Below are 15,698 nucleotides of genomic sequence, written 5' to 3' on the forward strand. Positions count from 1 at the left end.
TTATAAACCGGTTAACAGGCGTTGCAGCCGGTCATCCAGCAGCTGTTGCAGACGATCCTGGGCACTGAACTGCTCGGGATACTCCACATCGATTTGCTGGTCACGCAGCTGGGCTATCTGCTCCAGCATGAACTGACGTACGCTGTCGTCCGCATAGTAGTCAGTCAGCCATTCACTGGCCTGGGCCAGGGAGCTGTCGTAGACCGCCTGTTGCTCACGGTAGACCGCCAGCTGGGCCTGCAGCAGCTTGCCCTTGAGGTTTTCGGTCAGGTACCAGTGCTGCTGAGGAGAGATCAGGGCTTCCACCTTGCCGTCCCGACGACGCACGGTCACAAAGTTTTCACTGAAGCCGGCCCAGCTCTTCTTGAGGTTTTCTTTCCAGTCGGTGACCGATTCGGACAGGGTATGATCGGGCTCGGCTGCTTCGGCCATAACAATGCCGGCCAACTTGAGCTTGTCAACCTGGTCGTTAATGGTATTCAGCTTGATCACCAGGCCCTCCCGGTCGACCTTTTTCAGCGACTTGATGCTGGCGATGTCCTGGGCCAGCGCCTGGCGTACGGCCACCAGGCTGGGATCATTGAGGGCGGCGAGACGGGCGTCGGCATTGGCCAGCATCATGGCGGCAGCGACCACATCCTGCTCCAGCCAGAGTTTGCGACCGGCCATCCTCACCAGGTATTCAGCCTCGGCCAGCATCCAGTCGCTGGGGCGCTTGTTGTCCAGATCCAGTACCTTGCGTGACAGGCCGGCGAGCTGTTCGTCGGTACTGGTCTGGCTGTTGTCCAGTCTGCCCAGATGGGACTGCAGGGCGGCCTGAGCGGCCTGTTGGCGTGTCAGCTCGGCCTCCAGTTTGGCCAGTTGCGCTGTCTGGGCCACGGTCTGATTATGCCCATGCCAATACAAGCCGGCGGTCAGCAGTATGGCCAGCACTATGGCGATGACAGCCAGCACTATGGCTGAGGAAGAGGATTTTTTCTCTTTGGCCCGGGGCTGGGTTGCTGCCGGTTCAACCGGCTTTCCGGCCGCTTTTTCAGGCACGGCGCTGCTCGTCACGGGTTTGGCTTGCTTGTCTTGGTTATTATTTGTCATTCCTTTTCCTCTCATCCAGCGCTTTGAGCAGCGCCTGGTTGGATGCACCTTCTGCATTGATGACCAGAGTAAATCCCAGTGTCTTGGCTGCTTGGGCCACCCGCTCACTGGGTACTATCAACAAACGGCTAAGCAGCCAGTCCTTTGCTCGGGTGGCAGCCAGCTGAAAAAGATGGTTCAGCAATCCGCCACTGGTGACGATGATACTGTCGACACCCTGTCTCTGCCAACCTTTCACCAGCCCTCCGTCGGGATCCGGTCGATATTGGCGACGATAGACCTCGCAATAGCGCACCCGGGCGCCCCAGGCCTCGAGGGTCGGGGCTATCAGGTCTCTACCGCCATCACCGCGCAGGATAATCACCTGTCTGCCTGCCGGTTGTTGCAATTCGGGCAGGGCGATGATCCCCTCCGAACGGGGGTCATCGGGCACACTGACCCGACGGATGCCGATGCTGGCAAAGGCCTGTGCCGTGGCCTCGCCGACGGCAATATAATGGGTATCTGGCCAAGGTCGATTTTGGCTTTTCAGCGCATTATCGGCAAAAGTCACCGCCTGTACGCTGACCGCTATCACATAATCCCGGGGACCGCATAATGCCAGCTTTGGACCCAATCGGGAAATATCCCGGCCGGCGGCAAAGTCGAGCAACGGACAGGTTACGGGTTGATGTCCCGCCGCAGCCAGCTGCCGACAGAGAGATTCGGACTGGGGCTCGGGTCTGACGACCAGAGGGGTCATGCCTTGTAGATCTCGTCCAGTATCCGATCGGCTCCCTGGGCCAGTAGCCGTTTAGCCAGGGTCTGGCCCAACTGTTCGCCGGTGTCGGCCGGGCCGCGAATTTCATCATGGATAATCTGGCTGCCGTCCGGCCGGCCTACCAGGCCGCGCAACCACAGTTGGTCGCCCTCCAGCTCGGCATAGGCGCCGATCGGTACCTGACAGCCTCCTTCCAGGCCGTGATTCATGGCGCGCTCGGCCAGCACCCGCAAACGGGTTGGCTGGTGGTCCAGGGGGGCGAGCAGCGCCAGCAATTCCTGATCATCCAGCCGACATTCGATACCGACGGCGCCCTGACCATTGGCGGGCAAACTTTCTTCCGGGCTCATCAGCGCCTTAATGCGCTCGTCCAGCTCCAGTCGTTTCAGGCCGGCCGCCGCCAGAATGATGGCATGGTATTCCCCCTCATCCAGCTTGCGCAGTCGGGTCTGGACATTGCCGCGCAGGGTCTTGACCACCAGATCCGGACGGCGGGCGCGGATCTGGCATTCCCGGCGCAGGCTGGCGGTGCCGACTACGGCCCCGGCGGGCAGTTCGTCCAGGCAGGCATAATCATTGGATACAAAGGCATCCCGGGGATCTTCCCGTTCACAGATAACCGACAGCCCCAGGCCCGGGGGGAATTCCACCGGCACATCCTTCATGGAATGGACGGCGATGTCGGCGCGGCCTTCGAGCATGGCCACTTCCAGTTCCTTGACGAACAGGCCTTTGCCGCCAACCTTGGACAGGGGGGTGTCGAGCAGTACATCGCCCTTGGTGGTCATGGGTACCAGATCAACCTGGATATGGCTATGGAGTGCCTCCAGGCGCGCCTTGACATGGTTGGCCTGCCACAGGGCAAGCAGACTTTTGCGGGTGGCGATACGGATAATGCGACTGGCCATTTGCGTCTCTGTGTTGGTCCTTGATGTCCCGATATTATCACCCTTGACAGCCGATTTCAGGGAAGAAAGGCGCACGGATTGGTTGTGCATCAAGATGTTGCAGGAATGTGTCATCGAACATGTTGTTCATTCCTTGGCTAATTGTTACCATGATCACACTTTTGACCTGTAAGGTCGTTGTCGGTCAACCAAAGGCCCTATCCTTGCACGAGAATTTTCATCGACTCGTTGAGCGATGTGAACAGTTTAATCAGCAAAAACAGGCTCGGGCGCTCGCCGTTATGAGCCGTCACGGCCAGCAGGTTTTCCAGCTGTTGCCCGTGTTGCTGCATTATCATCACCCTCTGTTACCGGGCTTTGTGCCGGGGAAGGTGCCTGCAGGTGTCTGTCATTTCCAGCCCAACCGGCGGCAGCAGGAATTTATAGATGAGCTGTGCCTGGCGGCGAATGGCTGCCAGGGATTGCACAATGAGAGTCCAGAGATCTTCGGCCTCTATTCCATGGGCAGTACCTCCTCCATCGGTCAGTGCCGGCATTCGGATCTGGATATCTGGGTATGTTATTCCCACCACCTGCCTGTTGAGCGGGTCGAGCTGCTGCAACAAAAATGTCTGCTGATCTCCAAGTGGGCCGAACAACGGCAGGTTGAACTGAACCTGTTTCTTATTCCCGACAATAAATTCCGTACCGACAACCAGCAATGGGTCGAAGGCGAAAGCTGCGGCAGTGCCCAGCATCTGCTGCTACTGGATGAGTTTTATCGCAGCCACCTGCGGATCGCCGGCAAGAAGCTGGTATGGATGTTTGCCCCGGGCAAGCTGGGGCCCAACTACGACAAGTTTGTGACCGAGCAGTTTGCCAACGGCACCCTGAACAGCGATGAATGGCTGGACCTGGGGGGCTTTGCCCGTATTCCGGCCGAGGAATATTTCGGTGCCGCCCTGTGGCAGCTGTATAAAGGCATAGATTCGCCTTACAAGGCGGTGCTGAAAACCGTGCTGATGGAGGCCTATTCCCATGAATATCCGGATACCCAGCTGCTGTGTCGTGATCTGAAGGGACACTTTCAGACCGCCGAGCAACTGGACGAGCGTCAGGATCACTATATGCTGATGCTGAAAAAGGTCACCGACTATCTGAGCTCGATCGGTGACACCACCCGGCTAGATCTGGTGCGGCGCTGTTTCTATCTCAAGGTATCGGAAGGGTTGCATCTGACTCACGGGGATAACGAACAGTACGGCTGGCGGAATCAGCTGATAAGCCGGCTGGTGGCGGAATGGGGCTGGTCGGAAGACAAGCTCGCCTACCTGAACAACAGGGCCAACTGGCGGGTGGAAGAGGTGAAAACCGCCTACGGCGAGCTGCTTGATGCGCTGATGCACAGCTATCGCAACCTTATCCAGTTTGCCCGTCGTAACAACATCAGCGAGTCCATCAACCCGGAGGATATCGGCATACTGTCGCGCAAGCTGTATGCGGCGTTCGAGAACCTGCCCGGCAAGGTGCGGTTGATCAACCTCAAGATAGCCCCCAACCTGAGCGAGGCCGACATCAGCCTGGTGCAGGTGCCGGAGGGCAAGGTCAACAGGGCCGGCTGGTATCTGTATAAATATGGCCTGACCCCGGGCGAGATCATCGGTCGCAGCCCTCTGGAATACAATGCTTACATCAGCAAGCTGGTGGCCTGGGCGCATTTTAACGGTCTGTTGGTGCCGGCAACCCGGGTGCACCTGTTTAATCAGGGATCGGACGTGATCCATCAGCATCTGCGGGAATTTTGTCGCGATCTGGCACAAACCTTTCCGGTGCGTTGTCCCGCCCCGACCAACCTGGCCCTGAGTCGTCCCTGTGAGGTGCGCAACCTGGGCATCTTCCTCAACCTGGAGGTCGATCCCACCAGTCACTGGCAGGGTAAGGCCATCGAATTCAGCGCCGAAACCAGCGATCCCTTCAGCTTTGGCCACCAGCTGGAAAACCTGGTGGGGTCGGTGGATATCCTGTACCGCAACTCCTGGGACGAGATCCGCACCCTGCATTTCAACGGGCCGACGGCGGTTGTGGATGCTCTGACCACCATACTCGGCAAGATGCATCAGGATGCCAGCGGACCGGAAAGCCTGAACGTATTCTGCTACAGCCGGCACTTCCGTAGCCTGTTGCGTACCCGTTTCGAACAGCTGGTGAAAGAAAGCGTCAAGCTGCGGCTGGCCCGTCAGCGGGAAAGCGCCGTCAAGACGCTGGTGCTGGGCCGGGAAAAATACGGCATCTTCTTCGAGCGTCGCGGAGTCAGCGTACAGAAGTTGGAGAATGCGGTGGATTTCTACAACCAGCTGTCCGCCCAGAAACAGCATCGCCACGCCCTGCGCCTGGACAAGACCGAAGACAGGGCGGTGCCGGATATCGTCGATGCCTATGCCAGCGAAGGCCTGATGCAGTTTTTCTTTGAAGATACGGAGGAAGGCTTCAACCTGTACATACTGGATGAAACCAACCGTATCGAGGTATACCCGGATGTGTTCGGCAGCAAGGATGAGCTGGTGCAAAGCATCAACCGCTTCTACACCTCCAACCACGAACACCAGCCGCCTGCCGGCAACTTCGCCAACTTCAACCTGCCCCAGTACTACGAAATTGTGGCCGGGGACGATGGCCTAGCGCAGGTATTACCCTACCGCAGCGTCAAGGAAGACAAGGACAGTTCCCGGGCCTGTACCGGCTGAGGAGCCGGTACCGCCGCGATTAAAACGTGATTTCGGTGTCACCCTGGCGTTGTGCCTGCAGGGTCAGCCAGGCCATCAGCTCATGGCCCTGGCGGTTATCTATCCAGCGGCCCTCCTGGTAGGCGAAATGGTGGCCGTTTTCCCGGGTGGCCAGCCAGATCTGGTGCAGGGGCTCCTGGCGGTTGAGTACAAACTTGATGCCGTTCTCGAAGGTCAGGTTCATGACCCCACCGATGGTCTCGCAATCGATATCGACTCCGCTCTGATCGATGCATTCTTCTATATGCTGATAAATGGCGTCCGCCAAGGCATGGAATTCACTGTCGTTCATCGCCTGCTTCCTATTGCTTTTGAGAATCTGAATGCGATTATAAGAGCCTGGAACCATATTCACAGTCATATGATGCACAAAATCAAGCTGACCGTTCTCGCTGCCCTGGCACTGACCCTGGCGGGCTGCGGCCTCAAAGGCCCCCTGACCCTGCCCCAGGCCGAACAGAACAGCACTCAGGTTGCGCAACCTTAAAGGGAAGAACCTTGGATTACTTTAATTATCAGGATAACGGCCACCTCTTTGGTGAAGCCTGCGAACTCGCCCGTTTGGCCGAACAACACGGCACCCCCTTGTACGTCTATTCCCGGGCGACCCTGGAGCGCCACTGGCATGCCTTCGATCAGGCTGCCGGTGAAGTGGAGCATCTGATCTGTTATGCGGTCAAGGCCAACTCCAACCTGGCGGTGCTCAACGTGCTGGCCCGCCTGGGCTCCGGCTTCGATATCGTCTCCAAGGGCGAATTGTGCCGGGTGATCGCCGCCGGTGGTGATCCCCGCAAGGTGGTGTTTTCCGGAGTCGGCAAGCGTGTTGACGAAATCCGCTTCGCCCTGGAACAGGACATCTTCTGCTTTAATGTCGAATCGGTGGCGGAGCTGGAGCGCATCAACCGGGTGGCCGGCGAGATGGGCCTTCAGGCGCCCATCTCCATCCGGGTCAATCCGAATATTGACGCCGGTACCCATCCCTATATCTCCACCGGCCTGAAAGAGAACAAGTTCGGCATTCCCATCGAACAGGCCCTGGACATCTACCGTCAGGCGGCTGCCTTGCCGCACCTCAATGTCAGCGGCGTGGACTGCCATATCGGCTCCCAGCTGACCGAGCTGTCCCCCTTCCTGGAGGCGGTCGACAAGCTGCTGTTGTTGATCGATAACCTGGCCGCCGAAGGTATTCATATCCGTCATCTGGATGTGGGGGGCGGACTGGGTGTGAAATATGATCAGGAGGCGCCACCCGAGCCCAGCCGCTATGCGGAGCAGTTGAAAGCCCGGCTCAGCAACCGCGATCTGACCCTGGTGTTTGAACCGGGCCGGGCCATCGCGGCCAATGCCGGTGTGCTGTTGACCCGGGTGGAGCACCTGAAACCCAGCGAAGCCAAGAACTTCGCCATCGTCGATGCGGCCATGAACGACCTGATCCGCCCGGCCCTGTACAGCGCCTGGCAGGCTATCATCCCCACGGATCTAAATTTGCAGCGCGAGGCGGCGGTCTATGATGTGGTTGGGCCCGTGTGTGAGACCGGCGACTTCATCGGCAAGGACCGCGAGCTTGCCATCGCCGAAGGCGACCTGCTGGCGGTTCGCTCGGCCGGCGCCTATGGCTTTGTGATGGCGTCCAACTATAACAGCCGGCCCCGTGCCGCCGAGATCATGGTGGATGGGGATCAGGCCTATGTGGTGCGGGAGCGGGAACAGCTGGCCGAACTGTGGCAGGGCGAAACCCTGTTGCCCGACGCATAAGAGGTTGTCGTGATTCATTTTTCCAAGATGCATGGCCTGGGCAACGATTTCATGGTGGTGGACGGGGTGACCCAGAAGGTGTTCTTCAACCCCGAGGTGATCCGCCAGCTGGCGGACCGTCATTTTGGTATCGGTTTCGATCAGCTGCTGCTGGTCGAACCCCCCTATGATCCCGAGCTGGATTTTCATTACCGCATCTTTAATGCCGACGGCTCCGAGGTGGAGCAATGCGGCAACGGCGCCCGTTGCTTCGCCCGTTTCGTACGGCTCAAGGGGCTCACCAACAAGGACAGGGTCAGAGTCAGCACTCAGAAAGGCACCATAGTGCTGCAGCTGGAAAATGACAACCAGGTCACCGTCAATATGGGGGTACCCGAATTCGAGCCGGCCAATATCCCTTTCAAGGCGCAGAAGGCGGAAAAAACCTACCTGGTTCGCACCCGGGAGCAGACCCTGATGTGCGGCGCCGTGTCCATGGGTAACCCTCACTGCGTGCTGGAAGTCGATGATGTGAACACGGCACCGGTTGAAACCCTGGGGGCCGAGCTGGAATGCCATGAACGGTTCCCAGAACGGGTGAATGTCGGCTTTATGCAGATAATAAATGCCAAGGAGGCCCGCCTGCGGGTCTTCGAACGGGGTGCAGGTGAAACCCTGGCCTGCGGCACCGGCGCCTGTGCCGCCGCCGTGATGGGCATGAGCTGGGGTAAGCTGGCAGAGCGGGTGCAGATCCATCTGCCGGGCGGCACCCTGACCATTTCCTGGAAAGGCCCGGGCAAGCCCGTCTATATGACGGGGCCGGCCGAACATGTCTTCGATGGACAGCTTAACCTATGACAGACGGTACCCTGGTGGACGACACCGAACTGGATGAGGCGCAGGTAGCGGACTACCTGCGGGATACCCCTGACTTCTTCGTGCGTCACGGCGCACTGCTGGAACGACTCAGACTGCCCCATGAGCAGAAAGGCAGCATTTCCCTGGTGGAAGCCAGGCTGGAGCGTCAGCGCCAGCGCATCCAGGCCCTGGAAGAGGAGATTACCGGGCTGATGACGGTGGCCGGAGAGAACGAACGCATTTTCCGGGTCTATGTGGATCTGTTCCCCCGGCTGTTCGCCTGCTCCAGCCTCAGTCAACTGGAGCGGCTGCTGGCCCGCACCTTCCAGCAGCAACTGCGGCTGTCGGCCATCATGCTGGTGATCGATCCGCGTTGGCGGCCGGTGTCATCGACATTGTCCGGCGAGCAGCTGGAGCGTTTGTACCGGGAGCGCATGGTCAGCAGGGATATCTATCTGGGACGGCTCGGCAAAGACGAAAAACAGCGGCTGTTCGGTGATGCCATGGTCAGCTCCTGTGCCCTGGTGCGGTTGGGCGCCAGGGGCGAGCAGGGGCTGTTGGCCTTCGGCAGCGTCGATGCGGGACATTACGGGGCGGAAAAGGACACCCTGTTCCTCAGCCAGCTGGCCGATGTGGTGTCGCTGCTGTTGCCCAGGCTGGTGGCTGATGAGCAGCCCTGAGCTGACCACCGACATTGCCGACTTTATCGACTACCTGCGGGTCGAGCGCCAGCTTAGTCCGCATACCCGGGATGGTTACCGGCGGCATCTTACCGCCATGGCCAGCCAGCTGGCGGAACTTGGCCTCGACTGCTGGCGGGAGCTGTCCGTCAGCCATGTACGGGGGCTGGCCACCCGTATGCATAAGCGGGGTCTGGCACCCCGTTCCATTGCCACCCAGCTGAGCGCGCTGCGCAGTTTCTGCGACTGGCTGATCCAGCGTGGTCTGCTGGCCGCCAATCCCGCCAAAGACGTGAGTGCGCCCAAGCAGGGCCGACCGCTGCCGAAAAACCTGGATGTGGATGAACTGCATCAGCTGATGAATATCGACGAGTCGGATCCGCTGGCGCTGCGCGATCGGGCCATGATGGAGCTGATGTACTCTTCCGGACTGCGCCTGGCCGAGCTGGTAGCGCTGGATCTGGGAGATATCCAGTTTGCCGAGCGGCAGGTGCGGGTGACCGGTAAGGGCAACAAGCAACGTATATTACCGGTGGGCAGGATGGCGCTGGAATGGCTGGATAAATGGCTCAAGGTGCGTGACTCCCTCGCCGGCCCCGCTGAGCAGGCGCTGTTTGTCAGCAAGCAGCAACGGCGTATCTCTCATCGCAGCGTGCAGCTGCGGCTGGCGGAGTGGGGCAGCAGGCAGGCGCTGTCCAGTCATATTCACCCGCACAAGCTGCGCCATTCGTTCGCCACCCATATGCTGGAGTCGAGCGGCGATCTGCGGGCCGTGCAGGAGCTGTTGGGCCATGCGGATCTGGCCACCACCCAGATCTATACCCACCTCGACTTTCAGCACCTGGCCAAGGCCTATGATCAGGCCCATCCCAGGGCCAGGCGCGGCAAGAAGGATGAAGAGTGAGCAAGGTCGAACCATAAGGTCAAGGGTCAAGCGAGGTCGAGCCTTGGCTTGGCAGTGCCCTTTCATCAATCTGTATAGTGCGTAGGTCGGTCCTTGGGCCGACATCTTTTATCGTCAAGGGAGACCCCATGCGCTTTTATAAACGACTGACATCCATCAAGGTGGTCAGCTTCGATCTGGATGATACCCTGTACGACAATGTGCCGGTGATCGCGGCGGCGGAAAACTGGCTGCTGGATGCGCTCAAGCATGATCACCCGGAGTCGACCCTGCTCGACAAGGCCAGCCTGGCGACCATAAAGCGGCAAGTATTACAGGCCCGACCCGAGCTGGCCCATGATGTCGGTGCCTGCCGGCTGGCTGTGCTGACCGAAGGGCTGACCCGGCAGGGCGTGGCCAACGGCCGGGCCAGGGAGCTGGCGGAAGAATACTACCGGGGGTTCCTGGCGGTGCGTGGCCGAATTCAGGTACCGGAGGCCACCCACAGGGTGTTGACCGCCCTGGGCAGACACTACCGGCTGGCGGTGATTACCAATGGCAACCTGCCGATCGAGCATACCGAGCTGGCCCCCTATTTCGAACTGGTGCTGCAGGCGGGCAGGGACGGCCGGATGAAGCCGGCCCCGGACATGTTCCAGCGACTGGCCGAACAGGCCGGAGTGAGTCTGGCTGAGATACTGCATATCGGTGACCACAGAAGCACGGATGTGGCCGGGGCCGTACTCAGTGGCTGCCAGGCGGTGTGGCTGAACGACGCCAACCAGTCAGAAGCCGGGTTAAGCTGTTTGCCCCATCTTACCCTGGAGCGGTTGGAGCAGCTGCTGGAGCTGTTATAATCGCCGGCATACCGCAATACCGGTCAGCCTCTGCGCTATCGGAACAGAGGGTGGCCATGCCAACACGCAGCAAGTACTTTCCTGTATGCTCGACGATGGCTTAGACCACCCCCCTGTTCTCTAAACGCCCGGTATTGCTTTTAAAGTACAGACAGGAGTTGTGATGGATGTATCCAGCCTGCTTGACGGCATGAACGACAAGCAAAGGGAGGCCGTGGCGGCCCCCGCCCAGAACATGCTGGTGCTGGCCGGCGCCGGCAGCGGCAAGACCCGGGTGCTGGTGCATCGCATCGCCTGGTTGATGCAGGTTGAGCAGGCGCCGGCCTCGGCCATACTGGCGGTGACCTTTACCAACAAGGCCGCGGCGGAAATGCGCGCGCGCGTCGAGCAGCTGCTCGGCGGCCAGTTGTTCGGGCTCTGGCTCGGCACCTTCCATGGCCTGGCCCATCGTCTGCTGCGCGCCCATCACCTGGATGCCGGCCTGCCCCAGGATTTTCAGATCCTCGATTCGGACGACCAGCTACGGCTGCTGCGCCGGATCCTGAAAAGCATGAACCTGGACGAGAAACAGTGGCCGCCACGGCAGGCCGCCGGCTTTATCAATGCCCGCAAAGACGAAGGCTTGCGCCCCAAGGACATCCAGGTACTGAATGATCCCCTGCAGCAAACCTACCAGCGCATCTATCAGGTGTATCAGGATACTTGCGATCGGGCCGGGCTGGTGGACTTCGCCGAATTGCTGCTGCGTGCCCATGAGCTGTGGCTGCACCAGCCCCATATTCTGGCCCACTACCAGGACAGGTTCCGCCATATCCTGGTGGACGAGTTCCAGGATACCAACAGCATCCAGTACGCCTGGCTGCGGATGCTGGCCGGCGATCGCGCCCGGGTGATGATAGTGGGTGACGACGACCAGTCCATCTACGGCTGGCGCGGTGCCCGGGTGGAAAATATCGCCCGCTTCCTGGCCGACTTCCCCGGTTCTGACACCATTCGCCTGGAGCAGAACTACCGCTCCACCGGCACCATCCTCAAGGCCGCCAACACCCTGATCGCCAACAATGCCGAGCGCATGGGCAAGGAGCTGTGGACCGAAGGCAGCGAAGGCGAACCCATCGCCCTCTATGGCGCCTTCAACGAGGTGGATGAAGCCCGCTTCGTGGTGGAACGCATCAAGCAGTGGCGGCAGCAGGACGGCACCCTGAGCGAAGCCGCCATCCTCTACCGTAACAACGCCCAGTCACGGGTGCTGGAAGAGGCGCTGATCCAGGAGCGTATTGCCTACCGTATCTACGGTGGCCTGCGCTTCTTCGAACGTCAGGAAATCAAGGACGCCCTCGGCTACCTGCGGCTGATCAACAACCGGGGCGACGAGGCGGCGTTCGAGCGCATCGTCAATACACCCACCCGTGGTATCGGCGAGCGTACCCTGGGGCTGATTCGCGATGCGGCCCGGGATCGTCAGCTGACCCTGTGGCAGTCGGCCTGGGCGCTGGTGGAGGAAAAAATCCTCACCGGGCGGGCCGCATCGGCGGTCAGCCGCTTCCTGGCGCTGATCAACCAGCTGGAGGACGATACCCGCGAGTTGCCGCTGCATGTGCAGGCCGACCGGGTGATCGAATTGTCCGGGCTCAAGGCCATGTATCAGGCCGAAAAAGGCGAAAAGGCCCAGGCCCGGGTGGAAAACCTGGAGGAACTGGTCAGCGCCACCCGTCAGTTCACCCCGTCGGAAGAGGACGATATGCCGCTGCTGTCTGCGTTCCTGTCTCATGCGGCGCTGGAGGCGGGCGAGGGCCAGGCGGATCAGTTCGACGATGCGGTCCAGCTGATGACGTTGCACTCTGCCAAGGGCCTGGAATTCCCGCTGGTGTTCATGGTGGGCGTGGAGGAAGGCATGTTTCCCAGCCAGCAGTCGGCGGAAGAGAGCCAACGGCTGGAGGAAGAGCGGCGGCTGGCCTATGTGGGCATGACCCGGGCCATGCGCAAGTTGTATATCAGCCACGCGGAGAGCCGGCGGCTCTATGGCCGGGAAATGTTCCACCGACCCAGCCGTTTTATCAGGGAACTGCCCGGCGATTGCCTGGAGGAGATCCGGCTCAAGGCGACCGTTAGCCGGGCGATGCCCAACGGTCGCTTCAGCCAGGACAGGGTACAGCAGACCTTCGACCAGACCGGATTCCGCCTTGGCCAGCGGGTTGCGCATCCCAAGTTCGGCGAAGGCATAGTGCTCAACTTCGAAGGCGCCGGCGCCCAGAGTCGGGTACAGGTCAACTTCGACGATGGCGGCGCCAAATGGCTGGTCACCGCCTATGCCCGGCTGGAAGCGCTTTAACAGACAGCGGCAAGTCGTAAGCGGTCAGCCATAAGTAAAAATCAACCCGGACGAATCATGCTTGTTATTGGTCCGGGCTTGGTTTCATTCCTCACTTTGCTTGTTTCGTCCGTTTCCCGGGTTTTCGGGAACCTTTTGCTCCCTCGCCGTCCCGGGCGTCGTTGGCCGGCGGGCTCCTCAGACCGTTATTTAGTTGGCTGTTCTCTGGCAGTCGGCCAGGCGCAGCTACCTCAATCTCTCACCCAGCACCAGCCACAGGATGGAGCCGGCCACACCGCAGAACAACAGGCCGCACAGGCCATTGAGCGGGCGACCCCAGGCCAGCAACCGGGCCTGCACCCGCGGCGATGACAGCCACCAGGCGAGCAACACAAACCAGGCCAGGCTCAGCAGGAACAGTTCCACCACCAGGGCGGTGCGGGTCAGCCAGTTGATTTCCGGGCCGACCAGGGCGGCGAGCAGGCCGATAAAAAACACCAGGGCCTTGGGGTTGAGCAAATTGGTGCTGAAGCCGGTCCAGAAGCCGTGGGCCGGCAGGCCTGGGGTAAACCCTTCCGTGGTGCCGGCCACCTGTTGTGGGAAGAGGGCTGCCCGTAGCGCGGACAGGCCCAGCCAGCCGAGATATACAGCCCCCGCCAGCCGTACCAGGGTAAACAGCAGCGTATGGCCCTGGAGCAGCAGGCTGATCCCGGTGATGCTCAGTACGCTGTGCACCAGGATGCCGGCGGCGATGCCTACCGCCGCACCCAGCGCCACTCGGCGGTGGACCGAAAAGCGCAGCATCAGCGCCAGATCCGGTCCTGGGCTGGCCAATGCCGCCAGGTGGATGACGCCTATTGTCAAAAGAAGTGAGAGATTCATGTTTGGCTCCTGCGATGAGTTGCCCACAGGTTAAGGAGTCGGACGACGGCCGGCTTGTAAGTTATTGCATTTGGCTGCGAAAGCGGGCCGGGGTGATGCGATAGGCGGCCACGAAGGCGCGGTGGAAGTGAGCCTGATCGAAAAAGCCCACCGCTTGGGCGGTGTCGGCAACGGTAGCGCCGGAAGCCAGGTATTTCTTGGCCGTTTCCAGGCGCAATCGCTTGAGGTAGGCGTGAGGGGTGATACCAACCGCCGCCTTGAACCGGCGTAAAAACTGGAAGCGCGACAGGCCCTGTTCATCGGCCAGCTGTGTCAGACTATGGGGCAGGGCCGGCTCGGCAAGCAACCGCTCCCTGATCTTGAGCAGGGTGTCGGTGGCCAATGGCCGGTTGCCCGCCTGGGGGAAGAAGGCGGACAACAGGCTCAACTGCTGGCTCTCGGCTTCCCGGCAGTCGAGCCATCCCTGTTCCAGCCGCCGATGCAGGGCCAGGCTTTGCCGGTACAGGTCGGGATGATCCAACAGGGGTTGGCCGAAGAAGGGGAGGGGCTGTTCCAGCTCGTTGGCCAGGCTGGCCATCAGCTCCGGGGCGATGGAAAATACCCGGACCCGGAAGCCTCGTTCGTCGAAGCAGCCGCCGTCATGGGCGATATCCGGGTTGAGCAGCGACAGCCGGCCCGCGGCTAGCGGCGCCGAACTGCCTTTATGGATAAACTTCTGGGCACCCGATTCGACCAGACCGATATGGTAGTCGAGATGAACATGCCGACCGTAGCTGAAGGCGGCATGGTCAGCCAGGCACAGTTCCATGCCCGGCAGTGAAGGATGTTTCCAGTATCTGGCAGTGTTCATGGCCCTATTTTAGCGGTACCGCCGAGGGGTCGTTTTGTAAAGAATTGCGCCGCCGCTGCTTGACGCCGTCCAGGGTATAGATGACCAGTGCCACCCAGATCAAGGCAAAGGTGATCGCCTTGTCGAGGGTAAAGGGTTCGTCATAGAGCAGCACCGCCAGCAGGAACATCAGGCTGGGACCCAGGTACTGGAAAAAGCCCAGGGTCGACAGCCGGAGCCGCCTGGCGGCCCCGGCGAACAGCAGCAGAGGTGCCGTGGTTACCAGCCCGGCGGAGATCAGCAACAGGTTGGTGTTCAGGGAGTTGTGGCTCATCTGGCTGGTGGCGCTGTCGGCAAATCCCCACAGGTAGAGGGCGGCGGCGGGCAGCAGGACCAGGGTTTCCAGCATCAAGCCGGTAAAGGGATCGACCGGCACCTTCTTGCGGATCAGCCCATAGCAGCCGAAGGAGGTGGCCAGCACCAGCGCCACCCAAGGCAGGCTGCCGAATACCAGCAACTGGATCGCCACGCCGCTGCAGGCCAGCGCCACCGCCAGCCACTGAGTGGGCCGGAAGCGCTCCCCCAGGAACAGCATGGCCAGCACTATGTTGAACAGGGGGTTGATGTAGTAGCCCAGGCTGGCGTCCAGCATATGATCGTTATTGACCGCCCAGATAAAGATCAGCCAGTTCAGCCCTATGATGACCGAAGAGGTTAGCAGCATCAGCAGGTGTTTGGGTTCGCGCAGCATGGCCCTGACCCTGGGCCAGTAGCCGAGTGCGCTGATCAGTGCCAGCAGTAGCAGAAAGGACCAGATCACCCTGTGGGTGAGGATCTCATAGGCCGGCACATGCATCAGCTGTTTGAAATAGATGGGGGCTATGCCCCATAGAAAATAGGCCCCGAGGGCGTACAGGGCACCCTGGGCGGCGTGATCTTTTTCCATAGCAAGAAATCTGGCAAGAAGGTAGAAAACTAGTTTAGCCACAATAGCCGGCCGCTGGCCAGTAGCAAATATAACTAAATAACCGGGCCAGTTCCGATCCCCGTCTGTTGCCGGCAGGGCTGCATCCTGGCGCCGTTCGGCCGGCCGCCGGGGAAGATACCCATGGCCGGCCCGGTTTATTGTTTGCCCCCCCTGC

General features: G+C 60.4%; 15 protein-coding genes. 8 read left to right on the top strand and 7 right to left on the bottom strand.

Annotated elements, in window-relative coordinates; all coding sequences use genetic code 11:
• The 3 genes from DCS96_RS11955 to hemC are packed head-to-tail and all read right to left on the bottom strand — an operon-like array spanning nt 1 to nt 2,760.
• Entirely contained in the window at nt 1-1,092 is a 1,092-nt protein-coding gene (locus DCS96_RS11955) for a uroporphyrinogen-III C-methyltransferase (RefSeq protein ID WP_116474641.1), read from the bottom strand.
• On the bottom strand, nt 1,082-1,834 hold the full coding sequence (locus DCS96_RS11960; RefSeq protein WP_116474642.1) for a uroporphyrinogen-III synthase: 753 nt from the start codon (nt 1,832-1,834) through the stop codon (nt 1,082-1,084). Before DCS96_RS11960 ends, DCS96_RS11955 begins: the two co-directional genes overlap by 11 nt.
• Complete coding sequence (gene hemC / locus DCS96_RS11965) at nt 1,831-2,760, bottom strand: hydroxymethylbilane synthase (protein WP_116474643.1); 930 nt, start codon at nt 2,758-2,760, stop codon at nt 1,831-1,833. Before hemC ends, DCS96_RS11960 begins: the two co-directional genes overlap by 4 nt.
• A gap of 203 nt (nt 2,761-2,963) precedes the next feature.
• Between hemC and DCS96_RS11970 the strand changes: the two genes are divergently transcribed.
• Nucleotides 2,964-5,483: a class I adenylate cyclase gene (locus DCS96_RS11970; RefSeq protein ID WP_232818262.1), complete on the top strand. Its 2,520-nt coding sequence runs from the start codon at nt 2,964-2,966 to the stop codon at nt 5,481-5,483.
• A 19-nt stretch (nt 5,484-5,502) separates the two neighbouring features.
• Here DCS96_RS11970 and cyaY read toward each other — a convergent pair whose 3' ends face one another.
• A complete protein-coding gene (gene cyaY / locus DCS96_RS11975; RefSeq protein ID WP_116474644.1) occupies nt 5,503-5,814 on the bottom strand; it encodes an iron donor protein CyaY in 312 nt (103 codons plus the stop codon).
• A 72-nt stretch (nt 5,815-5,886) separates the two neighbouring features.
• On the opposite strand from cyaY, the gene lptM reads away from it, so the two are divergent.
• The 7 genes from lptM to uvrD all read left to right on the top strand — a co-directional run bounded on the left by lptM (nt 5,887) and on the right by uvrD (nt 12,866).
• Nucleotides 5,887-6,009, top strand: coding sequence for an LPS translocon maturation chaperone LptM (lptM, locus tag DCS96_RS18610; protein WP_157953632.1), 123 nt, complete (start codon nt 5,887-5,889; stop codon nt 6,007-6,009).
• An 11-nt stretch (nt 6,010-6,020) separates the two neighbouring features.
• Nucleotides 6,021-7,277, top strand: a complete 1,257-nt coding sequence (lysA, locus tag DCS96_RS11985) for a diaminopimelate decarboxylase (protein WP_116474646.1) — start codon at nt 6,021-6,023, stop codon at nt 7,275-7,277.
• A 9-nt stretch (nt 7,278-7,286) separates the two neighbouring features.
• Nucleotides 7,287-8,114 (top strand): diaminopimelate epimerase, encoded by an 828-nt coding sequence (dapF, locus tag DCS96_RS11990; RefSeq protein ID WP_116474647.1) that lies wholly within the window; start codon nt 7,287-7,289, stop codon nt 8,112-8,114.
• A complete protein-coding gene (locus tag DCS96_RS11995; RefSeq protein ID WP_116474648.1) occupies nt 8,111-8,794 on the top strand; it encodes a DUF484 family protein in 684 nt (227 codons plus the stop codon). Before dapF ends, DCS96_RS11995 begins: the two co-directional genes overlap by 4 nt.
• Nucleotides 8,781-9,698, top strand: a complete 918-nt coding sequence (xerC, locus tag DCS96_RS12000) for a tyrosine recombinase XerC (RefSeq protein ID WP_116474649.1) — start codon at nt 8,781-8,783, stop codon at nt 9,696-9,698. The genes DCS96_RS11995 and xerC overlap by 14 nt, the downstream gene beginning before the upstream one ends.
• Before the next feature lie 128 nt (nt 9,699-9,826).
• Entirely contained in the window at nt 9,827-10,534 is a 708-nt protein-coding gene (locus tag DCS96_RS12005) for an HAD-IA family hydrolase (RefSeq protein WP_116474650.1), read from the top strand.
• Nucleotides 10,535-10,697: 163 nt separating this feature from the next.
• Nucleotides 10,698-12,866, top strand: a complete 2,169-nt coding sequence (gene uvrD / locus DCS96_RS12010; RefSeq protein WP_116474651.1) for a DNA helicase II — start codon at nt 10,698-10,700, stop codon at nt 12,864-12,866.
• Nucleotides 12,867-13,091: 225 nt separating this feature from the next.
• On the opposite strand, the gene DCS96_RS12015 is transcribed toward uvrD, so the two are convergent.
• The 3 genes from DCS96_RS12015 to rarD all read right to left on the bottom strand — a co-directional run bounded on the left by DCS96_RS12015 (nt 13,092) and on the right by rarD (nt 15,502).
• Nucleotides 13,092-13,727, bottom strand: a complete 636-nt coding sequence (locus DCS96_RS12015; RefSeq protein WP_116474652.1) for a LysE family translocator — start codon at nt 13,725-13,727, stop codon at nt 13,092-13,094.
• 61 nt (nt 13,728-13,788) lie between these two features.
• Nucleotides 13,789-14,577, bottom strand: a complete 789-nt coding sequence (locus DCS96_RS12020) for an AraC family transcriptional regulator (RefSeq protein WP_116474653.1) — start codon at nt 14,575-14,577, stop codon at nt 13,789-13,791.
• Between the two features lie 4 nt (nt 14,578-14,581).
• Entirely contained in the window at nt 14,582-15,502 is a 921-nt protein-coding gene (rarD, locus tag DCS96_RS12025) for an EamA family transporter RarD (RefSeq protein WP_116474654.1), read from the bottom strand.
• Nucleotides 15,503-15,698 lie beyond the last annotated feature (196 nt).

The organism is Zobellella maritima, assembly GCF_003075035.1.
In the GTDB taxonomy this organism is placed as follows: domain Bacteria; phylum Pseudomonadota; class Gammaproteobacteria; order Enterobacterales; family Aeromonadaceae; genus Oceanimonas; species Oceanimonas maritima.